We start from the raw sequence: 22,874 nt of genomic DNA on the forward strand, positions 1-22,874 counted from the left end.
CCCGCCGCCCGCCCAGGGGGCCGCGCCCCATGCTCCGCGGGGCCCGCCGGCCCCCCCCCCCGCGGCCCCCCCCCGCCGTCATGCGGCCCGCGTCAGAAGCGGCCGCCCGTCGCCCGCGTGAAGGGTCCCTGCGCCCGCCGGGCCGTCGCCCGGCCGAGGCTGTAGGCACCCGCCAGCGCCGCGACGGCGCCGCCGCCCACACCGACCGCGATCTGCTTGCGCTTGCGCACCACCGTCCACGCGGTGGACGCGACCTTGATCGACTTGCCGGGGACCGCGGACAGCATCTCGCCACCCGCCTTGGCCTTCGAACGCAGCGCCACCATGCCGCCGCCCGTGGCGTCCTTGGCGTCGGACGCCACCGACTTGGCCTGATCGGCAGCCGCTGTGGTCTTGGCCGTGGCAGAGCGCGCCCCGCTGCTCGCGCGTCGAGCCGTGCTCTTGGCCGCGGTGCTCTTCGTGGTCCCGTTCGTCTTCGCTGTTTCCGACATGCACTGCGTTTAGCCGCAGTTGCCGAATCGAAACGGTCTAAGTGCGGGACAGCGCCGCCAGTCGCCGGTTCGGGAGGGTACGGCCGTGCGGCGGCACCGTCCACAGGTCGTGCCCCGCGATGCCCCACCGCGCCAGCAGTCCGTTCGCGGCGAGCATCCCCGTCGTGGCGGCCCGTTCCATCAGCGCGACCGGCAGGTCGCAGCGGATCGCGTCACCGGCGAGCATGACGCCGGGGTGGTTGGTGCGTACCGTCGGGCGGTCCTGGTATCCGCCGACCGGGAACAGCGGGCAGTCGTCCCGCCATTCGTGGCGGGCGTCGGTCACGGAGCAGTCGCGCGTCTCGGGATAGACGCGGCGCAGCTGACCCAGGAGCCGGTCCTGCACGGCCCGTCGGTCGGCGTCGTGGGGCTGGGCGTACGCGTGCAGTTCGACGACGGAGCCGCCGGTGCGGGCGCTCCAGCGGGCCGCCTCGCCCTCCCACCGTTCGAGCACGCTCACGTTGTCGAGGTCGCCGTAGCCACTGGTGCCGAGGAAGCCCGGGCGGTCGCGGGCCACGGGCCGGTCCAGCCACAGGCGGCTGACCAGGAACGGCGGGGCCGTACGCAGCCCTTCGATGCGCGCGCGCCACGCTGCGTCCCCCAACTGCGGGCTCTGGCCGACGAGTTGGACGAGGCCGGGTACGTTCAGCGCGAGTACGCAGGCGTCGTGCTGGTCCTCCCCCTCATCGGTGGCCAGGCGCAGGCCGCCTCGGGGATCGGGCGCGACGGCGTGAACTTCCGTGGCGCTGCGCACCGTTGCTTCCAGCAGACGCAGCCGCTCCGCCAGGGGATCCCAGAGCGCCTGCGGGAAGGGCTCGTCGGGCACGTCGAAGAGGAGGCCCTCGGCGGATCCCAGGAAGTAGATGTGGAACATCAGGGCCATCTCGGCGGCCGACAGGGTGCGCGGATCGGCGAAGAAGCTGCGGGAGAAGACTTCGAACGCCAGGTGCCGGGCGGACCGCGGGAAGCGGATGGTGTCGAGGTAGTCGTACGCGCTGATGGAGTCGAGCCGGGTGTAGACGTCGGGGACGCGTACGTCGAGCAGGCCGAGCGCGGCCCCCGCGTTCACCCGGGTGAGTTCGCGCAGCGGGAACGAGGGGCTGCGGGCCGCGAAGACCAGGGCGCTCCACGGCGGCGTCCTGGGCACGGCGGCGAAGCTGTCGCGGAGGCCTTCCGCGTGCCGCAGCGGATAGTCCGGCAGCGGCGTCAGGCGCCGCAGCGCGGGATCGGTGCGCCGCAGCAGGGCGCGGAGGTTGTAGTACTGGCGGAAGAAGGCGTGGAAGCCCCGGCTCATGGTGACCTGGCTGCCGTCGCGCAGGGTGGTGGGCCATCCCGCCAGACGTCCGCCCAGCGTGTCGGCTCGTTCGTACAGGGTGACGCGTACGCCGCGCTCGGCCAGCGCCGTCGCCGCCGCGAGCCCCGCGATGCCGCCGCCGACGACGCCCACCGAGAGCGAACCGGCGTCACGGGCGCGACGGGTGCCGGGGCGTGCGGGCAGCAGACGGGCGCGCGTGTCCCGCCCGGGCCCGGGACGGCCGCGCCTCATCGGGCACACGCCCCGTCGGCCGGCGGCCAGGGGGCCGGAAGCGACCGCGACACCCGCGGAACGGGCGCGGGGCGGCGGGCGGGCGTCGAAGGGGCCGGGCCGTGGGTGCCACGGCTGCGCGGGGCGCGGTGGAGGGCGGCGGGGTCGTGGCGGACGGGGTCGGGCGGGACGGGCATGGTGTTCCTCGGTGGACGGGGAGGCTCAGGAGGGCCGGGCGGGACGGGACCTCCGGGGAGCCGGACGGAAGGAGGTGCTCGGGAGGGCCGGACGGGACGGGACTCTCGGGAGGGGCAGCCGGCACAGGGCTCTCAGGTAGGCGGGCGAGACAGGTGAAGCTCAGGAGGGGCGGGCGGGCGGTGTGACGGGGCGTCTGGGGTGGGTGGCGGTGGCGAGTGCGCTGCGCACCATGGGCAGGATCGGGGTGCGCAGCCCGATCGCGAAGTCCTGGGCCGGCGTGGTCCGTCCGTCGAGGAAGTGCAGCAGACGCTCCATCGGGACGTGGCCGAAGAGCTGCCCGAAGAAGGCGGCGCCGTCCACCCGGCCGCTGGCGAGACCGCGCAGCAGGACCGCGTCCATGGCTCGGGAGCGCCGCGAATGCGGGGCCGGCGGCAGCGGATCGCGTCCGGCGCGCAGTGCTTCGGAGATGGCGGCGGCCTGGCGCTGGATGGCGGAGAACGCGTACCCGGTGGAGGGCCGTACGGCGCCCCCGGCCACGCCGATGGGGAAGACACCGGGGGCGCTGCGGCGCGCGAAGCGGCCGTCGGTCATCGGGATGACCCCGGACTCGGTGTCGGTCACCTCGTGGGCTCCCGCGCCGAGGACGTCGGCCAGATGGCCGCGCAGCATGCGGTCGTACGCCTCGGCGGGCAGCACGGCGGCGGAGAACTGGGTGTATTCGACCAGCGCCGTGGTGGTGCTCGTGGGCAGGACGTAGAAGAAGGCCAGGCCCCCGGGGGGCTGGGGCGTGCGGAAGTCCATCAGGTCCGCGGTCCGGGGGTCGAAGACGGGCCGCCGGGTGCGCACGAACCAGCCCCTGAAGTGCTGGAGCAGGCAGGTGCGGGCGGGCGGCAGGACGCGTGGCGGGCGGGAGTCGAAGACGTAGCGCGCGTGCAGGACGCGGGCCCGCCCGTCGTCGTCGCGCAGGTGGACGTGGCTGCCCCGGCCGGCCGGGGTGACGCGCTCCACGGTGGCCCGGCGCCGCGTGATGTGGGGCGCCTCGGCGAGGCGCTCGTCCACCAGGGACTCGAAGGTGTCGAAGCGGATCATCTTGTAGCGCAGCGGTGCGATGTCCTGGCGGGTGCCGCGTCCGTCCCGGCCGTGGACGCGCAGGGAGTGCCAGGAGGCGGCGAGCGCGGCGTCGTGACGGCCGGCCCCGTTTTCCCAGAAGCACCAGGTCCGCCGGGGCGGGCGCAAGGGTCCCGCCGGGGCGTCGAGCAGGACGACGGACGGCGCTCCCCCGGCGTATCCGGGGGCGGCGAGCCGGTCGGCCAGGGACAGGCCCGCCGCACCCGCCCCGACGACGACCACGTCGGCTTCGTCCATCGGCGTCGATGCTCCCCTCGCTCTAATCGCGTGACTCCATCAGGTTCGCTTCCGCGGCGCTCCGGTACGCGCAGGCGTGCCGTGGTCACGAGTACCACGGTGAGCCGGTGTTCACGCCGAAAGGGGCGACGAGCGATGTCTGTTCTGCGTATCCCTCGCCGCGGCGGGCACCGCCCACGGAGGGGGGTCTGCCGGCCGCCCGGCACGGACGAGCCGAAGGAGCTGCCGCGATGGGCTGGGAAGACGGTCGGCCGCACGAGGGATCGAGCCGGGCGGGCAGCTCCGTGACGCCGGGACGCTCCGTGACGCCGGACGGCGCGGCGGCGGGGGTGGCGCCCGGGTACGCGCAGGTCGACGCCGACGTCCCCGCGGCGGTCCGTGACCGGCTGCGGGACTGGCTCGCGCCCCGGACGGCGGGGGCCGGCGCGCTGGACGAGACGTTCGCACACGACGTGGCGGCGCGTCTGGAACGGCTGGCGCTCGACGGCGGGAAGCGGGTACGGCCCCAGTTCCTGTGGTGGGCCCTGCGCGGCCGCACCCGGCCGTGCGCCACGCGGACGCGGGCCGCGCTCGACCTGTCCGCGGCGCTCGAACTCCTGCAGTGCGGCGCGCTGATCCACGACGACGTGATGGACGGCGACCTGGTGCGGCGCGGCCGGCCCTCGGTGCACGCCGCGGTGGCCGGGCAGTACGCCGCCGACACGACGGCCGACGGCCGGCGCCGGCTCGGCGAGGCCGCCGCGATCCTCGCCGGGGACCTGGCGCTCGCCTGGGCCGACGACCTCATCGGCGAACTCGACCTGCCCGCAACCGTGACGAGGGAGGTACGCGCCACCTGGGCGGTGATGCGCACCGAGATGGTCGCCGGGCAGTACCTGGACATGCACGGCGCCCTCACCGGAACACGGACGCGGGCCCGTGCCGTACGCGCGGCCTGTCTGCGGAGCGCCCTGTACACGGTGGAGCGCCCGCTGCACCTCGGCGCCCTGCTCGCGGGAGCCGACGCGACCACCACGGCGGCGCTGCGCGCGGCGGGTCGGTGTGCCGGCCTGGCCTTCCAACTTCACGACGACGTGAGGGACTTGTTCGGTGATCCCGCCACCGCAGGCCTGCCCGGCAGGCCCCCGGGCCAGGACATCCGGGCCGGCAAGCCCACCTATCTGATCGCGGTGGCCCTGGCGCGGGCGGAGTCCTCGGCGAACACCGCGGCCCAGCAGGCGCTGGCCCGGCACCTGGGGTGCGCCGGCCTGGACGCGGACGGGCTGCTGGCGGTGCGCGAGGCCGTGACGTCCACGGGAGCCCACCGGACCGTGCTGCGCAGGATCGACCAACTGCTGGCCCTGTCCCGCCGGCATCTGCTGCGTGCCCATCTGCACGCCGACGGCCACGGCCGTCTCCTCCAGCTGATGCACACGGCGGCCGGACGGCCCCTCCCCGCGTCCCCCAACGGCGCGACGCCCGTGACCACCCCGCTCGCCGCCCCCGTCCGCGTGACGGAAGGAGCCTCATGACGCGCACCCTGCCGGGCCGCACCGACCACGTGGTCGTCATCGGCGCGGGACTCGCCGGTCTGTCCGCGACGCTGCACCTCCTCGGGGCGGGCCGCCGCGTCACGCTCGTCGAGCGGTCACCGGGCCCCGGCGGCCGTGCGGGGCGCCTGGCGGGCGGCGGCTTCCTGCGCGACACCGGGCCGACGGTGCTGACCATGCCGGAGTTCGCCGACGAGGCCTTCGCCGCGGTCGGCACGAGCCTGTACGACCACGTGGAGCTGATCGCGCTGCACCCGGCCTACCGGGCCCAGTTCGCGGACGGCGCCACCCTGGACGTGCACACCGACGGTGACGCCATGGAGAGCGAGGTCGCCCGCTTCGCGGGGCCCGGGGAGGCGCAGGGCTACCGCAGGCTGCGCCGTTGGCTCCAGCAGCTGTACCGGGCGCAGATCGCCGGCTTCATCGACACCAACTTCGACTCCCCGCTCCAGTTGTTCACCCCCGACCTCGCCAGGCTCGCCGCACTCGGCGGCTTCGGCCGTCTCGACGCCCGCATCGGGCGCTTCCTCAAGGACGAACGGCTGCGCAGGGTCTTCTCCTTCCAGTCCCTGTACGCGGGCGTGCCCCCGGCCCGCGCCCTCGCCGCGTACGCCGTGATCGCGTACATGGACACCGTCGCCGGGGTCTACTTCCCGCGCGGCGGCATGCACGCGCTCCCCGCGGCGATGGCGAAGGCCGCCGGCTCCGCGGGGGCCCGGCTGCGCTACGGCGAGAACGTGGTGCGGCTCGACCGCTCGGGGCAGCGGGTCACCGCGGTGGTTACCGAGCACGAGCGCATCCCGTGCGACGCCGTGGTCATCACCGCCGACCTGCCCGTCGCCTACCGCCTCCTCGGTCGTGCTCCGCGCCGCCCGGTGGGGCTGCGGGCCGCCCCGTCGGCGGTGGTCCTGCACGTGGGCTGCGACCGCACCTGGCCCCAACTCGCCCACCACACCATCTCGTTCGGCGCCGCGTGGAAGACGACGTTCGACGAAGTCACCCGCCGGGGCCGGCTCATGAGCGACCCCTCGCTCCTCATCACCCGCCCCACCGCGAGCGACCCCGGCCTCGCCCCGCCGGGCCACCACCTGCACTACGTCCTCGCGCCGTGCCCCAACACCGCCATCGGCCCCGACGCGCGGGCCTGGGCCGAACTCGCCCCGCGCTACCGCACCCAGCTCCTCACCGAACTGGAACGCCGGGGCCTGGCCGGGCTCGCCGCCTCCGTGACGGACGAGCTGATGGTCACTCCGGCCGACTGGCAGGCCCAGGGCCATCTGTACGGCACCCCGTTCTCCGCCGCCCACACCTTCGCGCAGACCGGCCCCTTCCGCCCCCGCAACCTCGTCAACGGCACCGAGAACGCCGTCCTCGCCGGCTGCGGCACCACCCCGGGGGTCGGCGTGCCCACGGTGCTCATCTCCGGAAAGCTCGCCGCGGCGCGCATCACCGGGGCAGCCGCTCCCCGCCCACGCCGCCGGCCGCACCCGGCCGCCGCCCCGAACTCCGCCGAGGAGCGCCCCTGATGACCGCCCGCGAACTCAACGCCGCCGGTATCACCGATCCCGCTCTGCGCCACGCGTACCAGCGGTGCAGGGCGCTCAACGCCCAGCACGGCCGGACGTACTTCCTGGCCACGCGCCTGCTCCCCCTCGAACACCGGGCCGCCGTGCACGCGTTGTACGGTTTCGCCCGCTGGGCCGACGACATCGTCGACTCCCTGGACAGCACGGCCACGCCGGAACAGCGCCGGTGCGCGCTCGACGAGCTGGGCCGCGACCTCGACGCCGGGCTGAGCCCGGGCCGCGCCACCGCCCGTCCCGTCATCCGCGCGGTGGCGGACACGGCGGACCGCTACGCCATCGACCCCCAGCTCTTCCGGGACTTCATGGCGTCGATGCGCAGCGACCTCACGGTTGCCTCCTACGCCACCTACGCCGACCTGCGTTCGTACATGCACGGGTCGGCGGCCGTCATCGGCCTCCAGATGCTGCCGGTCCTGGGCACGGTGGTGCCGGCCGCCGAGGCGCAGCCGCACGCGGCGGCCCTGGGCGTGGCGTTCCAACTGACCAACTTCCTGCGGGACGTGGGCGAGGACCTGGACCGGGGCCGCGTCTACCTCCCCCTCGACCTCCTGGCCGCGCACGGCGTCGACCTCCCCCTCCTGGAGTGGAGCAGACGTACGGGAAAGGGAGACGCCCGCATCACGGGGGCGCTCCGAGCGGCGGAAGACCTCACGCGGCACACCTACCGGGAGGCCGCGCCCGGCCTCGCGATGCTCAGTCCGCGCTCCAGGCCCTGCATCCGCACCGCCTTCGTGCTCTACCGCGGCATCCTGGACGCCATCGCCGCCGACGGCTACCAGGTCGTGCACCGCCGCGCCGTGGTCCCGCGCCGCCGGCGCGCGCTGATCGCCCTCGACGGGCTGGTCAGCCGGGCACGGGCCCGTCACCGCCGCACACCGGACGCCGTGGTGCACACCGGGGCACCGAACAGTGCCGCCGCAGCCGCAGCCGTGGCACGGCGACCGGAGCGTTCCGGGGCCGGCTGACGCTTGCGCGGGCGGCGGGCGGCACGGATTGCTCGCGCGCGGGCAGACGAGGGGCACGGGTTGCTCGCTTGCTTGCGAGGGGCACGGGTTGCTCGCTTGCTTGCGAGGGGCGCGGTCCCCTCCCAGGAGGGGAGTCGGCAATGGTTACTCACGAAAGCAGCGACGCATGGTTTCGCGCGATCCGGCACGGCGTTCCCGCCTTCCCCTCGGCCTGCGCAGAGGCGCCGTGCCGTGGGAACACCAGCGCAGCACGTGGCGGGACGCCCAGCCGGCCCTCATCGGCGCGGCACTGCGCCGCGCCCAGGCCAGACCGTCCGGCAACTGGTACGTCGCGGGAGCATCGCGTGACCTGACCTCCACCGCCCCCTGGGGACGCACCATCGCCGGCCGGGAGATCGTGGTGTGGCGCGACGCCCAGGGGGTGCCGGTGGCGGGGCCCGGGCAGTGCCCGCATCTCGGGGCGCCGCTCAAAGACAGCCCGGTGCTCTGCGGGACGCTGGTCTGCCACTGGCACGGTCTGACGCTGGACGGCGCCGCGACGGCCGGCTGGGAGCCCGTGCCCGTACACGACGACGGCGTGCTGATCTGGGTGCGCCTCGACACGACGGACGGCGCCCAACTCCCGCTCCCGGAGCCGGTGTTGCCCTCGCGTCCCACCCTCGACCGGTCGCTCGTCTCGGTCTACACGACGGTGGGCACGTGCGAGCCGGAGGACATCGTCGCCAACCGCCTCGACCCCTGGCACGGCGCGTGGTTCCACCCGTACGCCTTCGTGGATCTGACGGTGGTGCGCGCTCCGCGACGCGACGGCGCGGACGGGGCCGGGTCCGGGGCCGACACGGGTGACGCGGGCGGCGCGGACGACGCGTTCGTCGTCGATGTGTCATTCAAGGTCGCCGGACGCGTCGTCGTCCCGGTGCGCGCGACGTTCACGGCGCCGGAACCGCGCACGGTGGTCATGCACATCGTGCGGGGAGAGGGCGAGGGCTCGGTCGTCGAGACGCATGCCACCCCCCTGGGGACGGATGCCCGGGGCCGGCCGCGCACCGCGGTGGTCGAAGCCGTCATCGCCACCTCCGACCGCCCCGGCTTCCGCGTGGCCCAACTGCTGGGCCCGCTGGCCCGCCCGCTGGTCAACCACACCGCGGGCCGGTTGTGGCGCGACGACCTCGCCTACGCGGAACGCCGCTGGCTGCTGCGCTCGACGGGGCGCTTCCCCGGCTGAGCGGTGGGTCGGCCCCGCCCGTCTCCGCGCCGGTCGCCCCCCCCGAACGAGCACGACAGCACCGCGCCCGCCGGGAGGGGTCCCGGCGGGCGCGGTGCGGGTCAGGCCCAACCGTGATCGAGCCGGGGGTCAGTTCCAGACCGTGCCGTAGAAGTAGCCGCCCGTGCCACGCTCGTAGTAGTGCTGGCCGTACAGACCGCCGACGCAACGCGACTTGTTGTCATACGCGTTGGTGGCGAACGAGCCGACCATCACGCCGGTGTCGGCGTCCCACAGCTCGGCCCGACCCCAGTAGGCCAGGGCCTTGTGCTTGCCGGAGAAGCAGACCTCGTGGTTGCCGTTCGAGGCTATCGAGCCACTGGTGCACACACCGCCCCAGCTCTCACAGACCGCCGAGTCCGCGCTCGCCGGCCCGACGGTGATGAGGCCGAAACCGAGCATCGCGACCGCCGTCACGGCCAGTTGTGCCACTTTCCTCTTCATGATGGCTCCTCCCGTTTCCTGTGTGCGTCGTGTTCCTGTGCAGGTCGTGCGAACGACGCCCAGATTAGGAAGCGGATGATCACGGAAGTGTGCACTCAGCGCGGGCTTCCTTGACCCTCAGCGCACGGAACTCGGTGGGTGTCGTCCCGTACGCCTCCCTGAACACGCGGCTGAAGACGGCCGGCCCGCTGAAGCCCCAGCGGGCGGCGATCACCGCGACCGGGTACGCCCGCGGGCCCGGCCGGGCCAGCTCTTCGCAGCACCGCTCAAGGCGCCGCCGCCGGATGCGGGCCGCCACGGTCTCGCCGGTGCCGCGGAACGCCTCGTGGAGGGTGCGCACCGAGACGGCCAGGCCGGCCGCGACGGTGGCGGGCGACAGCCCGGGGTCTTTGAGGTGGGTGTCGACGAAGGCATGGGCCCGCCGCAGCAGGGCCTGGGTGCGGACCTCCGCGGGAAGCCGCTCCTCGACGTCCAGGTTCTGCGCCAGGCCGGCGGCCAGCAGGTCGACTGCGATGGAGCCGAGCCGCGCCAGTTCGGCCGGCGTGCACCCGGCCGCGCGCCCTTCGAGGGAGCGCAGGAAGTCGGCCAGGACGGCCGGCGTGCCGCGATCACCGGGGATGCGCCCGGCGAGCAGCCGGTCGACATGGCCTCCTCGCAACGGCAGTGCATGGCGCGGCAGTTGGAGCATCAGCAGCCTCACCGGTCCGGTCGCTGCGGGGATCTCCGCCTCGGAGGGTCGCGAGGTGTCCCAGAACACGAGGTCGCCGGTCGTCACCCGGCAGTCGTTGCGGTGCTGCGCGAACGCGGCGGCACCCGAGTGGATCAGCCCCAGCTGGTACTGCTCGGGGTCACCCCGCCGGATCAGGGCCGGCGTGCGCCGCGAACGCAGCGGCGAGAACGCGAAGGTGGCCACCCTGACCTCGCCCAGCGCCAGCACGGCGGCCTCCGCCTCGAAGTCGGCGGGACGGTCGGTGCGCAGATCGGTGGGGATCACCTCGCGCGAAATGAGTTCCTCGAACCAGTCGAACCGCTCCCCTGTCGGCAACGCCTTCGACGACACGTGCGACCACATCCACGCCCCCCGGGCCTCTCACATCTTCGCCAGGCCGACAGCTTGATCGGCCGCCCCCACGATGCGACGCCACAACCCCGCGCACAGCATGTTTCCCCCGGCGCGCCGCTCGTCCGGAGCTGGCACCCCGAGCCCCCCGGGCCGCGTTTCACCGCGATTTCACAGGCGCCACCTAGCCTCTGGCCAAAGCTTCGGCACTGCGCAGAAGGGGACTTGGCGTGCTGTTTCGACGAGTGGGGTCGGGCACCTCAGGACGCCGCCTGTCCCTCACGTGCCCGCCCAGACCACAGGAAGTGACCATGAGAAGTCGCATAGCGAGAGCAGCAAGACACCTCAGAGTGCCCGCCGTCGCCCTGTTCCTCTCCGGAGCCCTACTGGCCGCGGCCCCGGCGGCCGGCGCGGTGACCCCGGCCGCGGCCGGGGCAGACGTGTACACGTTCAGCAACGGCGACGGCACCCTGAACGCCACGGGCAACAACGACGGAAACCAGATCTCCGTCACCCCGGACGGCACCAACTACACGGGCTTCAGGCTGATCAGGCTCGGCGCCCCCGGCACGTTCAACATCGCCAGCACCTCCAGCGGGAAGTGCATCTACGCCTCTCAGCCCGCCCAGCAGCAGTCCTGTGGCAAGGACGGCGAGCAGTGGCACTTCCGCCCCGTCGACGGCAAGCCCAACACCTTCGGCATCACCCGCCGTGACGACAGCAGCGGGCTCGAGTACTGCATGGACAACCGCGGCGGCCTGCACCTGTGGGGCATCCTCGCCCAGCCCAACCCCTGTAACGGCAGCGCGAGCCAGCAGTGGACCATCCCCGCCTCGAAGGCCGCCGAGGCGGCGAGCCTGGCCCTGGACTACTACTCCGACCTCTGCTCCAAGAAGACGTCGACCTGCTCCTGGACGCAGAAGTCCGAGGGTCCGCCCCAGGCCCTCCCCAGTCAGCCCGCCTCTTCGGTCTGGTACAACGACACCAGCGGGCCCATGAAGCAGATCTTCACCACGATCTACCACTCCGGCTGGGAGCAGTCCTTCTCGGCGGGGGTGTCGACCTCCGTCGGCGTCACCTCCCAGATCCAGGCGATGATCTCGAACCAGCTCACCGCGACGCAGACCTATCAGTCCGACGAGACCACCGTGAACGGCATCGCGATCGACGTGCCTGCCAAGAACTACGGATGGGTCGACTTCGCCGCCATCGGCAAGAAGGTCACCGGCACCTGGACCTTCAACACCGACAACCAGCCGTGGACCACGGACGCGTCAGTCACCGTTCCCGTCATCAACTCGGCCGCGGGCTCCACGATGTACGTCGCTCGCACCAGCGCGGAGACGCCCAAGAGCGGCACCGCGAACACCGCCGACCAGCCGGCCGTCCTCGCGAGAACCGCGGCAGCCGTCGTGGACGTGCCCGAGGGCGCCACGCTCACCGCGTACAACGGCGGTGTCCGGGTCAACGACGCCGACGGGAGCACGATCGCCACGGTGCAGCCCGGCAGCGTCACGGACACCTCAGGGACGCTGCACAAGGCACGCCTCTCGGTGGAGGGCAACAAGGTCACCCAGACCATCGAAGGTGTGACCGGCGACACCGTCACCGGCACCATCACGCCTCCCACCTACTCGCTCGGCACGGACACCAACGCGCCGACGACCCTGAAGACGACCCTCAGGACGAGGACATCCGGGAGCCTCTTCGCGGGCACGTTCGCTGCCGCGAGCAGCGACGAACACGACAAGTGCATGGCCAAGAAGATCGGTCTCGGGATCGTCAAGGGCGGCGCCTGGGGAGCCCTCACCGGCGGCCCCGAAGGGCTGGCCATCGGCATGATGACAGGCACCTTCAAGGGCATCGCCACCGGTGTCATCGAGTGCCGGAACAAGTGACCTGAGCCGAATGCCGTGTCCCCCGGCCGGCGCTCCGGCAAGGGGACACGGCCCGCTCCCACCACGGAAGCAACTCGGCCCCACGGGCCCAGGCCCGGCGAAAGCCGTGCGTGTGGCCCGGGACACATGTCCGTCGAGCAACGCCCCTCCTCGAATCCTCGTCGTAGCCGATGCCAGGAACGCGAAAGAGGAGTGCGAGTGATCCGAGTTGCCGTCGTGGACGACGAACCACTGGTCCGCACCGGCCTACGCGTCATCCTCGACTCGGCGGACGACATGACGGTGGTGGTCGAGAGCGGCGCCGCGGGCGCACTCGAAGCCGTGACCTCCCGCCCCGTGGACGTGCTGCTCCTCGACATCCGGATGCCGGAAGCGGACGGGATCTCGCTCCTCCGGCAGATCACGGAACGGCCGGACGCGCCCGTGGTCGCCATGCTCACCAGTTTCGGTCGCGACACGTACGTCGACGAAGCCCTGCGCGCCGGGGCCGCTGGATTCCTGCTGAAGAACGCTGCGCCGCAGCAGCTGGTTCTGTCCGTGCGCAGTCTCGCGGCGGGTCGCCGTGTGCTTGCGCCCGAGGCGACGAGTCAGGTCATCGCGGGTTACCTCGCGTCGGGCCAGGACCGGGAGGAAGCACGGCGGATGGGCACGCTGAGCGCCCGGGAGCGGGAGGTTCTGACCCACGTCGGCCACGGTCGCACCAACAGCGACATCGCCCGGCGGATGCACCTCTCCCCAGGGACCGTCAAAGACCATGTGAGCGCGATACTCGCCAAGCTCGGCGGCCTCAACCGGGTCCAGGCGGCGGTGCTGGCGGACCGTGCCCAACTGCTCCGGAGCAGACCGGGCCGGCTGTGAATGTCCCTGCACGACCCCGCTTGCGAAGCATTGGACTCCAGCTCCAACTTCAGCTCCAGCTCCGGCTCGCGGATGGCAGGGTGCGCTCCGCAGTGCTGGGCGGGCGGCGGGAGCTTAGGGGAACGTTCACGCGGGCCAGAAGCGCCGCCCTGCATGCCCTGCCCGTACTCATGGCGCTCCTCGATGAGTACACGTTCATCAGCCACTCTCCGTCAGCCTTGCGCGTGGCGTTCTCCGTCAGCGCGGCCGCGGGTCTCCTGCTCCGCCACCGTGCACCGGAGGCGGCACTGCTTCTGGCGCTGCTGGGCCCGGGCTCCCTCGCCCCGCTGATCGCGCTCTACTACCTGGCTGAGCTGCGCGGCCCCGTCCTCCTCAGCGCAACCGGGGCCACCGCAACCGGGATTACGTACGCCACAGTTCAGGCAGCGTCGGACGGCATTCCCGCCATCGTTCTGGAGCACCTCTCCCCCACGCCGGTCATCGTGTGCTTCCTGGGGCCCACGGCCGCCGTCGCCACCGGCCGTCTGGCGCGCTCGCGCAGAAAGCGGCTCCAGGAGATGGCGCTTCGTCAGCACTGGGAGAAATGGATGGTCGCGGAGGAGGCCACGGCTGCCGAACGGGGCCGTCTGGCCCGCGAGATGCACGATGTCGTCTCGCACAAGATCAGCCTCATCAGTCTCCAAGCAGGCGCACTCCAGGTGGCGCGTCCCAGCGAGATGGACACCAAGGAGACCGCCCAACTGATCCAGCAGCTGTCCGCCCAGGCCGTGACAGAACTGCACGAGATGCTGGCAGTCCTCCACGAGGTCGACACTGCTGACACCCGGATGCCGCTGCGTCACCGCCTGTCCGAACTCGCCGAACACGTGCACGCCGGCGGGATCCGCTTCCGCCTCCACACTCCCGATCCCTGGCCCGTCATGACCAAGGCCGCGGAGCACGCCGTCTGGCGTACCGTGCAGGAATCGCTGACCAACGCTTCCAAGTACGCTCCCGGCTCGCCCGTTTCCGTCAGCGTCACCACGGCTGACGGGGTCCTGCGCGTCGAAGTGGAGAGCGGCACGCCACGCCGGGACGCGCCCACCGTGGAACCACGCGGAATGGGGCTCGGGCTGAGGGGGTTGGCCGAACGGGCTCACCTGCTCGGCGGACGCTTCGCAGCAGAGGCCACACCTGACGGCGGGTTCCTGGTGACGGCGACGTTCCCTCTGTAGGTCGGGGCGCCGCCCACGGTGACAGCGGCGCCGGCGGCGGAGGCCGGCACGGTGGCCCAGTGCTTCGGCGGAGCCCCCAAGTGGCGGGGCAAAGGGCGGCAGATGCCGTGGTTCAGCGGGGCACAACACCGCCAGGTGGCGGGTTACCGGGCGCCGATTTGCTTGCCAAGCTGTGCGGGACCGGAAGGTCAATACTCTTCCTGAATTCTTCACTTGAAGGGCAATACACGTGAGAATTTCCCGCAAGCGCGCCACGGTGGGAGCCACCCTTGCCACCAGCGTTGCACTGATGGTCGGCACTGTGGCCCCGCATGCCTACGCGGACGGCACGGACAGCACCAGCACGACCCGTGCCGCAGCGGCCGTGGATTCCGTGGCGGCCGCATTCGATTCGCATCACGCTGAGGCAATAGGCAGTGGCACCGTTCATGTTGGCGTTCCCGCGACCGCCGCAGGTTCGGTGACCGTCACGAGTCCGGGCCACCCCTTGGTCGGTTTCTCACTTCCGCAGATGAAGAACGTGACAGGGGTGACCACCGCCTCCGGCACCGTCTTCTACCCGGACGCCGCACCGTCCGCGGACATCGCGGTCCAGCCCACGCGCGCCGGCGCCCGCGCCCTGGTCAACATCAAGAGCGCCGCGGCGGCGCACGATTACCGTTACGACCTCACCTTGCCCAAGGGTGCGACTCTCACCCCGGAAGACGACGGCGGAGTTCTCATCCAGGCGGCCGACGGCGCCGTCATCGGGGAGGTGGCTACGCCGTGGGCCAGGGACGCGGCCGGAAAGCCCGTCGCCACCCAGTACCGCGTGGAGGGCCAGAGGCTGATTCAGCATGTGGCCTTCACGGAGGCGTCGGCGTTCCCCGTCGTCGCAGACCCGAACCTCAGCGGAGCCGCCAAGGCGGTCGTCAAGCTGATCACGAAGATTCCTGGCTGGGCCAAGGCGGCGCACGGTTCGTACCAGAGTTTCGAGAAATGGGTCGGCAAGCAGAATTGGGCCCTCAAGGTTGCGTGGTGGGGCGTCAAGGGCGAGCTCGGCTACAAGATCTGGGAATACCTGAACCACCTTTAGCCCCAGCAGCGCGGAGGAATCATCGTGACAGAACGAGAAGACCGGCAGACGTCCACGGTCACGGACAAGGCATTCCTCGTCTTCGCGTACACGTCCGCCCCTGTCTTCCTGTGCTTCCTCTTCGAGGACAGGGCGCCTTCCCTTCTCCCGGTGATCGGGTGGTCACTTCAGGGCATGACGCTGCTGGTCCTCATCACCTGTTTCGCGATCTGCCTGCTGCGCAGGACATACCCGTCACCTGCCGGCTGGGTCGCCCTCACCGGGTGGTCCTTCTTCACCTTGCTCTACGTCGTGAACAACGGCTGAACGGACGGAGGAACGGGGAGACGGTCGACGCCCGTCAGCGGAGTTCCGCTGACGGGCGTGCGTGTACGCGGGGCGGCGTGGATGCCGTACCGCTTGCGCGCGCCACCGATGACGAGAGCCGGCAGCTGGATCGCCGTCAGGCTCAGTGCGGCGGCCCCGGATCCTGCCCTCACGGCTGCGTGGAGAGGGGCCCGCGCCCGGGGAGTGTCGCTGCCGCACCCGCCGCCAGCAGAAGCCCGGCCGCGGCGATCAGCATGCCCCATCGCATGCCCGACAGGAACGTGTCCGCCCCGGCAAGCAGTGCGCCGAAGACGGCCACCGCGATGGCTCCGCCGACCTGGCGGGCGGTGTTGAGGACGGCGGAGGCGGTGCCCGCCCGGTCCGCGGGTACGGCGTCAAGGAGCAGGGCGGTCAGAGCGGGGACGGCGAGCGCTCCGCCGAGGCCGACCGGCACCATCAGCGCCGCGACCGCGCCCACGGGCGTGTGCGGGCCGATCGTGAGGAGCGACAGCGCGCCCGCCGCGCCGACCAGTTGTCCGGTCACGATCGGCACGCGGGGGCCGAACCGGGCCGCGAGCTTCGCCGAGGCCAGGTTGACCACGGCGACAAGTGCCGTCATGGGAAGGAACAGCATGCCGGCGTGCAGTGCCGACTGTCCGCGCTGCTGCTGGAGGTAGAGGCTGAAGACGAACACCCCTCCGTAGTAAGCGGCGTTGAGCATGAAGCCGACGACCAGGGAGACCGCCACCACGTGGGAGCGGAACAGCGGCAGCGGAAGCATCGGCTGCGCACCCCTGGCCTGAGTCGCCAGGAAGAGGCCCGCCGCGACTACGGCCGCCAGTAGTGATACCACCACGAGCGAGTGACCGAAGCCCTTCTCGCCGCCCTCGATCACTCCGTACGTCAACGCCCCCATGGCGGTGACGGCCGTGATCTGTCCGGCCGTGTCCAGGCGCGCGGGCAGCCGGGGAGAGTCGGGGACCCGGGTGAGCAGGGCAAGCGCCAGCAGGCCCGCGGGCAGGTTCACGAAGAAGATCCACCGCCAGCCCACGGAGGCGGTGAGCGCCCCGCCCACGACCGGCCCGGCCGCCACCGCGACCGCCCCGCCCACGGTCCACACAGCAATCGCCTGTGCCCGCCTGGCCCGGTCGGGAAAGCCCTGCCGGACCAGGGCCAGCGACGCCGGCATCATCACTGCGGCCGCACCGCCTTGCACGAGACGGGCGGCCACCAGTACGCCGAGGCCGGGTGCCAGCCCGCAGGCGGCCGAGGCCAGCGCGAAGAGGACGAGCCCGGCGCCGTACGCCTGTCGGGCACCGATACGGTCGGACACGGCACCGGCCGAGAGCATCAGGGCGGCGAAGACGAGGGTGTAGCCGTCCACGACCCATTGCAGCCCGGCCATGCCGCCGCCCAGGCTGCGGCCGATGTCGGGCAGGGCAACGGTGACGATCAGCGCGTCCAGCGAGATGAGGAAGAAGCCCAGCAGGGCGGCGCCGAGCACCAGGGGGGATCCGTCCTTGGCCGGGCCCGCGGTGCGTGCGGCGGTGGCGGACGCTTGCGGCGATCTCATGAGGGCGCTCCTGAGAGGGAAGCCGCGCCTCGCGCGGCAGGACCCCGCTGCCGCGCCCGTGCGGGAACGGCGGCGGGACGCGGGCGGGGGCCGGGGGGCCGTCAGTTGTCGAAGTCGGTGGAGCGGGTGAGCTTCTCCCAGGAGTGGAGTTCGGTGCGGGCCCGTTCGAGGTGGTCGTAGATCGCGTCGGTGGCGTCGTTGCCCAGGGGCAGACGCAGCGGCGGTTCGTCAGCGTCCAGCGCGGTGAGAATGGCGGCCGCGGCCCTGGCCGGGTCCCCCGGCTCCTGGCCCGCGCCGCCCGGCAGGCCGGAACGGACGGGGCCCACGGTGTCCTCGTAGGCGTTCAGGGGCGCGGACTGCTGCAGAGTTCCGGCACCGGCGAAGCCGGTGCGGAAGGCGCCGGGCTCGACGATCAGCACCCGGATCCCCTGCGGGGCGACCTCGGCGGCCAGCGCCTCGGAGAGGCCTTCCAAGGCGAACTTGGTGGCGCAGTAGGCGCCGACCCCGGCGAAGGCGAACCGCCCGCCCATGCTGGTCAGTTGCACGATGGCGCCCGCGGCCCGGCGGCGCATGTGCGGCAGTACGGCGCGGGTGAGTGCCGCCGGACCGAAGAAGTGCAGGTCCATAAGATCCCGCAGTTCGGCGTCGGTGGTCTCCTCCACGGCCCCCACCATGCCCCGTCCGGCGTTGTTGACCAGGACGTCGATACGGCCGTGCCGGGCCACCACGCCGTCGACCGCGTCTTGGATGCCGGCGATGTCGGTGACGTCCAGCGGCAGCGCCTCGACCTGGTCCGGGTGTGCGGCGACCAGGTCATCGAGCGGCGCGGTGCGGCGGGCGGCGGCGACCACGGTGTCTCCAGCAGCCACCGCCGCGTCGGTGATCGCCCGGCCGAACCCGCTGCTCGCCCCGGTGACCAGCCATACCTTGTTCATGATCTTCTCCTTGCGCCGGTTGATCCGCCGACTTGAGCGGACGTGTGAACTGCCGTGCGGGACGCATCAGTTGAGCATCCAGGGCCCGCCGTGACAGCCGATGGCCATGGAACTTCACGGACGGGATGCGGGCGCAAGGGCTCCGGCGTCAGCCGCGCCGGCGGCCGGACGGTCCTCGCACTTCATCAGCTGCGCCTGTCCGGACTGGTGCGTGCAAGCGACTTCAGAGCGCTGCGCGGCCTCGGCTGCGGTGAAGGGAGCGGTGAACGTGAACGCACGGGGGGACGGCCCGTGCGTCCGCAGGTCCGTGAGCCGCTGCAGAGCTTCCTCGACCGAGGGGCGGTGGCCGACGGGGACCCACCAGAGCACCAGGTGCGCTTCGAGGGGGCGCTCGAACCAATCACGGCGCCGCTGCATGGCCGCCAGGTGTCCGCTGCGGTAGGTGAAGTCCCACAGGGCCTGCGGGGATTCCCACACCGACAGCGTGACGACGACGTTTTCGCCCGCCGGGCGCAGGCCGGTGGCGTCCGCCTCACCTTCCTCGACGAGCCGCCACACGAAGCCGGGCGCGGCGTCGGCGGAGGCGTTGACCGAGTCGAGCAAGGCGACGAAGGGCGCGGTGCGCGGGTCGTCGAGCGGGTGCCGGAGCGTGGCGACGTTGAGGTGAGCGAGATGAGCGACGGGCACGGATGCGGTCATGGCCTCATCCCAGCACGGTCGTCTTTTCTATGTCAATCACTTTGGTTTTTAGAGTCTTCGATCACCACACAGCACTCGCCGGGCCTGGCGTCCATGCGCGCACGCACGGGGCCGTCCGTGCCGAACAGCCCTTCCAGCAGCGCCAGGTTCATGCCGCAGACCAAAGGGGGGAAGCGTTCGGCGACGGCGTGGAAGGGGCAGTTGCGCAGACGCACGGCGTGCGCCGCCGTCTTCGCCGTGCCGTCGGTGTCCTCGGCTCCCTCCAGATGCGGTTCGTAGCCGCGGTCGGCAAGCAGGTCCATGGCGTCCCGGAGGTCCGCGCAGGGCGCCGCCGTACCACGCAGGGCCGCGCCCCGACGGTGTGCCGCCGCGCGCAACCCGTCATCCAGCCCGGCCTGCTCGGCCGCCTCGGCGAGCAGCGTGGCGGCGGTGCGGTAGTCACGGAGGGGCAGAGACACCGACAGCTCGCCCCGGGCCCGCGTGTACACCTTGGCCGGACGGCCCGCTCCCGGCCCTGAGCGTCCGGACAGGCGGCGGCTGCCGCTCTCCAGCAACCCCGCCTCCGTCAGCTTGTCCAGATGATGCGCAGCGAGCGTGCGCGAGACCCCGGCCGCATCGGCGGCCTCGATGCGCCCGACCTCGCGCCCTTGCGCCACCACGTACTCGTACAGGCGGCGTCGCACCGGATCCTGCAACACCGCGACCGCGTCGATATCTCTCACCCGGCCATTCTAGGAACAACGCAGGTTGCAGATAGAGCGGCGGGCGCGAGCCGGCTTTCAGGCAGGCCGGGGGTCGATGGGTTTTCTCCTTGCGGGACGCGGCGGCTCCCCTGGGGTGCCCCCGGGGCGGCTGTGTGTTCACCCGTGCTCCTCCGGGGCTCCGACCAGGGGTTAGGACGAAACGAGGACGGTCGCAGGACCGGCATCCGTAACGTCACCGAAGTGCCGTTCCGCGCAATGTGCCGCTTCGCACAAGGAGGGGAACAGCGGTGGAACGACGTTCGGTCCGGGCCCCGGTGGCGGTCACGGCTGCTGTCACCGCGCCGGGGTGGGGGCGCGGCCCAGGCCCAGGGCGGCCGGCCGACGTCAGGACGAAGTCGTTGTCGGACACGGCCGTTCACGGACGAGTCCATACACCGCGGGGTCGTCCACAGACAGAGCCGTTCACGGACCAGGCCGACGCCGCCGCTCACTAAGCGCCGTCAACCACGAACGTCAAGGAGGGCACCATGCTCCAGAAGCTCGGAAAGCACCTGGCAAGGTCAACCGCCGCTCTCGCTGTCGCCGCAGGCATCAGCTTCACAGGAGCCACCGCCGCCCACGCCGAAGGTGGCACCGCCTACGGCTGGCAGGTCGGTCACGACTACATCATCGGCTCGCACTGGACGGGCGGCTGCCTCGACGACTCGAACGACTACGGCCTGCGCACCTACGAGTGCAACCAGCCCAGCGTCGACGGCGGCTGGCAGCGCTGGCACGTCATCAACTGGTCTTCCGGCTACGGCCAGCTCCAGAACGTCAACACCGGCCGCTGCCTCGACTGGTCCTCCGACTACGGCCTGCGCACCTACGACTGCAACAACCCCAGCTTCCTCAACGGTTACCAGAAGTGGGCGCTGGAGTTCTTCACCACCAGCTCAGGCGCGAACACCCAAGTCGTACGCAACGGCATCAACGCCCCGTGGAACTGCCTCGACGACTCGGAGTACGGCGTGCGCGGCTACCCGTGCAATGACCCGTCGAAGAACTCCGGCTACCAGTCCTGGTGGGTCGACAACGCGTACTAGAGGCCGGGTTCGGGTCGTCGTGATCAAGCTACGGGTCTCGCCCACGTGACGGAGCCCGGTCCGGCAGCTCGTTCAGCGGCACGTGCGCTCGTGCCTCGGCTAGCCGGACGGGAGTTCGTCGCCGTCTACAGCACCCCGCTGACCCGTGCCGTGCGGACGGCTGAGCTGGCGGGGCTGAACGGCGCGGAAGCCGACCTGATCGAGTGGGACTACGGCCGCTATGAGGGACTGACTGCCGAGCAGATCCAGGAGGACACGCCGGGCTGGGGGTTGTGGCGTGACGGCGTGGACGCGGGCGAGGACCTCGGGCACGTGACCGTGCGGGTGGACGCCTTCCTCGGCCGGCTCCGGCCGCTGCTGGAGAAGGGTGACGTGGCCGTCGTCGCCCACGGCCATCTGTCACGCATCCTCACCGCGCGCCGGCTCGGGCTCCCTGCGTCGAGTGCGCGGCAGTTCGGGCACCCGCATCCGGGGACGATCAACACGCTGGGCTACGAGCACGGGCTGCCCGTCGTGCTCGGGTGGAACGTGCCGTAGCGCCGGCCGCCCACGACGTCGAACGTACCGCGGCTCCTGCCGTCTGCTGAAGGATTGCGGCCTGTTCAGCTCTTGACGCGATGTGCGGCTACCGGAGAACTGCTACGGATCGGCAGTGGTGTGGGGCGGGGCGGGGCAGGCTGATGCAGGAGCCGCGGCAGGCACGGCAGTTCGGATACGAGGTTTCTCCTCGCTGCGCGCACCCGTCGTGCTCGCCACCCCGGGCGGAACCCCATGCCGGCAGGCCGTCCCCGCCAGAGCGCCCGCAGCCCGGCCCCCGGCACGAACAGTGCCCACCTTGGTCGATGACATCGTCCGCCAAGCGAGCCTCAACGTCCCGCAAAACTAGCTGACTTGAGCAGCGTCGACCTGTAGCAGCTCTCACCCAGGACGGGTTGCCCGCACAACCCGAGCGGAGCTGTACCGCTTCACCCGTGGTGGTCGCCCGGGGACGAGCCCGTGTGCCCTTCTGCCGGCTCGGGGAGGTCGCAGTCGATCATCTGGCGCGGCCGCTCCATGCCACCATGCTGCCGCACGAGTTGAGACGGCCGGCCGAACGGCGCCCCAGGAGTACGGGGCTGGCGACGCGGGCAGCCCGATGCCACCCTCGGTCAGGAAACCGCACCGCACAGGAGGTACCGAGGCATGTCCGGAACCACATCCGCATCCGTATCCGCATCTGCGCCCGCGTCCGTACTCACCATCGGGCTCGAACCCGTCCTCGTGGAGAACGCGGCCTCGTCGCGGGTGGCGTTCCCCGATCTCGACGTCGACGTGGTCCGGGCCGAGGTGGCCGCCGAGCGGGCCAGGCTCCAGGAGCTGGGCTTCACCGTCGACCTCTGCCTGCTCGACTACGGCCGCACGGCGGAGGCGGTCTACCGCGCCGCGCTGTCCGCGAAGGACTACGACCTGGTGGTGATCGGCGCCGGTATCCGGCTTGACCCGGCGCTGACCCCGCTTCTCGAAGTCCTGGTCGACGTCACCCGCGAACTGGCGCCCGCCGCGAAGCTCTGTTTCAACGTGAGTCCGACGACGACCATCGAGGCCGTCCAGCGGTGGTGGCCGGACCGCAAGCCGCTGGCCTGACAGGTCATCCGGAGGCGAGCGTCCGGAACGCCGCACACAGCAGCCGCACGCTGCGCCGGACCCCCACGTCGGTGCGGGCCTCCCCGTGGCTGGCCCTGACCTCACTCTGATCGGTGGTGGCGGGAAAGCGGTGGGGTGTTGGGCGAAGACGCATAGGAGATCCGCCTTGCCAGAAGCACCCGCAGAGCCCTTCATGACGATCCGGCACGCCATCACTGGCGAGATCACCACCACCGGCTACAACGCCGCCGACCGGCGGATCCTACTCCAGGACGGCTTCCAAGAGGCGCCGGGCTGCACTTGCGAGCGACGGAACCCGGCATTGGGTCGGCATTGGGACTGCTGAACCCGCCCACAGAAGCTCGAACCATCCGCAGCACACACCCTCGCCCTGGCGCCGAAAACGAGAGCTCCGGACTGAGGAGGGAGGGCACTTGC

The 22,874-nt window shown here is 71.9% G+C and carries 21 protein-coding genes; 12 read left to right on the forward strand and 9 right to left on the reverse strand.

Annotated elements, in window-relative coordinates:
- Positions 1-92 precede the first annotated feature (92 nt).
- The 3 genes from ACGF3I_RS06265 to ACGF3I_RS06275 form a co-directional block, all read right to left on the reverse strand.
- Positions 93-491, reverse strand: coding sequence for a hypothetical protein (locus ACGF3I_RS06265; protein WP_393129422.1), 399 nt, complete (start codon positions 489-491; stop codon positions 93-95).
- A gap of 37 nt (positions 492-528) precedes the next feature.
- Positions 529-2,076 carry an FAD-dependent oxidoreductase gene (locus ACGF3I_RS06270; RefSeq protein ID WP_393129423.1) on the reverse strand — a complete coding sequence of 516 codons (1,548 nt, stop codon included), beginning with the start codon at positions 2,074-2,076 and terminating at the stop codon, positions 529-531.
- Between the two features lie 336 nt (positions 2,077-2,412).
- The gene (locus ACGF3I_RS06275) at positions 2,413-3,618 is read right to left on the reverse strand and encodes a lycopene cyclase family protein (RefSeq protein WP_393129424.1); all 1,206 of its coding nucleotides are present in this window, start codon (positions 3,616-3,618) and stop codon (positions 2,413-2,415) included.
- A 230-nt stretch (positions 3,619-3,848) separates the two neighbouring features.
- Here ACGF3I_RS06275 and ACGF3I_RS06280 point away from each other — a divergent pair, with 230 nt between their 5' ends.
- The 4 genes from ACGF3I_RS06280 to ACGF3I_RS06295 all read left to right on the forward strand — a co-directional run bounded on the left by ACGF3I_RS06280 (position 3,849) and on the right by ACGF3I_RS06295 (position 8,923).
- Positions 3,849-5,129 carry a polyprenyl synthetase family protein gene (locus ACGF3I_RS06280; RefSeq protein WP_393129425.1) on the forward strand — a complete coding sequence of 427 codons (1,281 nt, stop codon included), beginning with the start codon at positions 3,849-3,851 and terminating at the stop codon, positions 5,127-5,129.
- Positions 5,126-6,673, forward strand: a complete 1,548-nt coding sequence (gene crtI / locus ACGF3I_RS06285; RefSeq protein ID WP_393129426.1) for a phytoene desaturase family protein — start codon at positions 5,126-5,128, stop codon at positions 6,671-6,673. The genes ACGF3I_RS06280 and crtI overlap by 4 nt, the downstream gene beginning before the upstream one ends.
- A complete protein-coding gene (locus tag ACGF3I_RS06290) occupies positions 6,673-7,698 on the forward strand; it encodes a phytoene/squalene synthase family protein (protein WP_393129427.1) in 1,026 nt (341 codons plus the stop codon). Before crtI ends, ACGF3I_RS06290 begins: the two co-directional genes overlap by 1 nt.
- 166 nt (positions 7,699-7,864) lie before the next feature.
- Positions 7,865-8,923, forward strand: coding sequence for a DUF5914 domain-containing protein (locus ACGF3I_RS06295; protein ID WP_393129428.1), 1,059 nt, complete (start codon positions 7,865-7,867; stop codon positions 8,921-8,923).
- A gap of 129 nt (positions 8,924-9,052) precedes the next feature.
- Here the strand turns inward: ACGF3I_RS06295 and ACGF3I_RS06300 are convergent, their stop codons facing one another.
- The gene (locus ACGF3I_RS06300) at positions 9,053-9,406 is read right to left on the reverse strand and encodes a hypothetical protein (protein ID WP_393129429.1); all 354 of its coding nucleotides are present in this window, start codon (positions 9,404-9,406) and stop codon (positions 9,053-9,055) included.
- 79 nt (positions 9,407-9,485) lie between these two features.
- Entirely contained in the window at positions 9,486-10,478 is a 993-nt protein-coding gene (locus tag ACGF3I_RS06305) for a helix-turn-helix domain-containing protein (RefSeq protein ID WP_393129430.1), read from the reverse strand.
- A 299-nt stretch (positions 10,479-10,777) separates the two neighbouring features.
- Here ACGF3I_RS06305 and ACGF3I_RS06310 point away from each other — a divergent pair, with 299 nt between their 5' ends.
- The 5 genes from ACGF3I_RS06310 (at position 10,778) to ACGF3I_RS06330 (ending at position 15,817) form a co-directional block, all read left to right on the forward strand.
- Positions 10,778-12,364 (forward strand): RICIN domain-containing protein, encoded by a 1,587-nt coding sequence (locus ACGF3I_RS06310; RefSeq protein ID WP_393129431.1) that lies wholly within the window; start codon positions 10,778-10,780, stop codon positions 12,362-12,364.
- A gap of 198 nt (positions 12,365-12,562) precedes the next feature.
- Positions 12,563-13,222, forward strand: a complete 660-nt coding sequence (locus ACGF3I_RS06315; protein ID WP_393129432.1) for a response regulator — start codon at positions 12,563-12,565, stop codon at positions 13,220-13,222.
- A 170-nt stretch (positions 13,223-13,392) separates the two neighbouring features.
- Positions 13,393-14,436 carry a sensor histidine kinase gene (locus ACGF3I_RS06320; RefSeq protein ID WP_393129433.1) on the forward strand — a complete coding sequence of 348 codons (1,044 nt, stop codon included), beginning with the start codon at positions 13,393-13,395 and terminating at the stop codon, positions 14,434-14,436.
- A gap of 229 nt (positions 14,437-14,665) precedes the next feature.
- On the forward strand, positions 14,666-15,511 hold the full coding sequence (locus tag ACGF3I_RS06325; protein WP_393129434.1) for a hypothetical protein: 846 nt from the start codon (positions 14,666-14,668) through the stop codon (positions 15,509-15,511).
- 24 nt (positions 15,512-15,535) lie between these two features.
- Positions 15,536-15,817 (forward strand): hypothetical protein, encoded by a 282-nt coding sequence (locus ACGF3I_RS06330; protein ID WP_393129435.1) that lies wholly within the window; start codon positions 15,536-15,538, stop codon positions 15,815-15,817.
- A 169-nt stretch (positions 15,818-15,986) separates the two neighbouring features.
- On the opposite strand, the gene ACGF3I_RS06335 is transcribed toward ACGF3I_RS06330, so the two are convergent.
- The 4 genes from ACGF3I_RS06335 to ACGF3I_RS06350 form a co-directional block, all read right to left on the reverse strand.
- Positions 15,987-17,390: an MFS transporter gene (locus ACGF3I_RS06335; RefSeq protein WP_393129436.1), complete on the reverse strand. Its 1,404-nt coding sequence runs from the start codon at positions 17,388-17,390 to the stop codon at positions 15,987-15,989.
- A gap of 101 nt (positions 17,391-17,491) precedes the next feature.
- Positions 17,492-18,325, reverse strand: coding sequence for an oxidoreductase (locus ACGF3I_RS06340; protein ID WP_393129437.1), 834 nt, complete (start codon positions 18,323-18,325; stop codon positions 17,492-17,494).
- 114 nt (positions 18,326-18,439) lie between these two features.
- A complete protein-coding gene (locus tag ACGF3I_RS06345) occupies positions 18,440-19,024 on the reverse strand; it encodes a DUF3291 domain-containing protein (RefSeq protein ID WP_393129438.1) in 585 nt (194 codons plus the stop codon).
- A gap of 32 nt (positions 19,025-19,056) precedes the next feature.
- The gene (locus tag ACGF3I_RS06350) at positions 19,057-19,746 is read right to left on the reverse strand and encodes a helix-turn-helix transcriptional regulator (RefSeq protein WP_393129439.1); all 690 of its coding nucleotides are present in this window, start codon (positions 19,744-19,746) and stop codon (positions 19,057-19,059) included.
- Between the two features lie 509 nt (positions 19,747-20,255).
- On the opposite strand from ACGF3I_RS06350, the gene ACGF3I_RS06355 reads away from it, so the two are divergent.
- The 3 genes from ACGF3I_RS06355 to ACGF3I_RS06365 all read left to right on the forward strand — a co-directional run bounded on the left by ACGF3I_RS06355 (position 20,256) and on the right by ACGF3I_RS06365 (position 22,436).
- On the forward strand, positions 20,256-20,813 hold the full coding sequence (locus ACGF3I_RS06355; RefSeq protein WP_393129440.1) for a hypothetical protein: 558 nt from the start codon (positions 20,256-20,258) through the stop codon (positions 20,811-20,813).
- A 45-nt stretch (positions 20,814-20,858) separates the two neighbouring features.
- Entirely contained in the window at positions 20,859-21,350 is a 492-nt protein-coding gene (locus ACGF3I_RS06360; RefSeq protein WP_393129441.1) for a histidine phosphatase family protein, read from the forward strand.
- Between the two features lie 645 nt (positions 21,351-21,995).
- Positions 21,996-22,436: a hypothetical protein gene (locus ACGF3I_RS06365; RefSeq protein ID WP_393129442.1), complete on the forward strand. Its 441-nt coding sequence runs from the start codon at positions 21,996-21,998 to the stop codon at positions 22,434-22,436.
- The last annotated feature ends 438 nt before the right edge of the window (positions 22,437-22,874 follow it).

The organism is Streptomyces sp. NPDC048111, assembly GCF_043202815.1.
GTDB lineage: Bacteria > Actinomycetota > Actinomycetes > Streptomycetales > Streptomycetaceae > Streptomyces.

Excerpts from the sequence above, each read along its gene's own strand:
- ACGF3I_RS06340 (WP_393129437.1), bottom strand. The coding sequence starts at position 18,325 with ATGAACAAGGTATGGCTGGTCACCGGGGCGAGCAGCGGGTTCGGCCGG.
- ACGF3I_RS06310 (WP_393129431.1), top strand. The coding sequence starts at position 10,778 with ATGAGAAGTCGCATAGCGAGAGCAGCAAGACACCTCAGAGTGCCCGCC.
- ACGF3I_RS06270 (WP_393129423.1), bottom strand. The coding sequence starts at position 2,076 with ATGAGGCGCGGCCGTCCCGGGCCCGGGCGGGACACGCGCGCCCGTCTG.
- ACGF3I_RS06280 (WP_393129425.1), top strand. The coding sequence starts at position 3,849 with ATGGGCTGGGAAGACGGTCGGCCGCACGAGGGATCGAGCCGGGCGGGC.
- ACGF3I_RS06320 (WP_393129433.1), top strand. The coding sequence starts at position 13,393 with ATGGCGCTCCTCGATGAGTACACGTTCATCAGCCACTCTCCGTCAGCC.
- ACGF3I_RS06275 (WP_393129424.1), bottom strand. The coding sequence starts at position 3,618 with ATGGACGAAGCCGACGTGGTCGTCGTCGGGGCGGGTGCGGCGGGCCTG.
- ACGF3I_RS06305 (WP_393129430.1), bottom strand. The coding sequence starts at position 10,478 with ATGTGGTCGCACGTGTCGTCGAAGGCGTTGCCGACAGGGGAGCGGTTC.
- ACGF3I_RS06365 (WP_393129442.1), top strand. The coding sequence starts at position 21,996 with ATGTCCGGAACCACATCCGCATCCGTATCCGCATCTGCGCCCGCGTCC.
- ACGF3I_RS06290 (WP_393129427.1), top strand. The coding sequence starts at position 6,673 with ATGACCGCCCGCGAACTCAACGCCGCCGGTATCACCGATCCCGCTCTG.
- crtI (WP_393129426.1), top strand. The coding sequence starts at position 5,126 with ATGACGCGCACCCTGCCGGGCCGCACCGACCACGTGGTCGTCATCGGC.
- ACGF3I_RS06295 (WP_393129428.1), top strand. The coding sequence starts at position 7,865 with ATGGTTTCGCGCGATCCGGCACGGCGTTCCCGCCTTCCCCTCGGCCTG.
- ACGF3I_RS06355 (WP_393129440.1), top strand. The coding sequence starts at position 20,256 with ATGCTCCAGAAGCTCGGAAAGCACCTGGCAAGGTCAACCGCCGCTCTC.
- ACGF3I_RS06345 (WP_393129438.1), bottom strand. The coding sequence starts at position 19,024 with ATGACCGCATCCGTGCCCGTCGCTCATCTCGCTCACCTCAACGTCGCC.
- ACGF3I_RS06265 (WP_393129422.1), bottom strand. The coding sequence starts at position 491 with ATGTCGGAAACAGCGAAGACGAACGGGACCACGAAGAGCACCGCGGCC.
- ACGF3I_RS06335 (WP_393129436.1), bottom strand. The coding sequence starts at position 17,390 with ATGAGATCGCCGCAAGCGTCCGCCACCGCCGCACGCACCGCGGGCCCG.
- ACGF3I_RS06300 (WP_393129429.1), bottom strand. The coding sequence starts at position 9,406 with ATGAAGAGGAAAGTGGCACAACTGGCCGTGACGGCGGTCGCGATGCTC.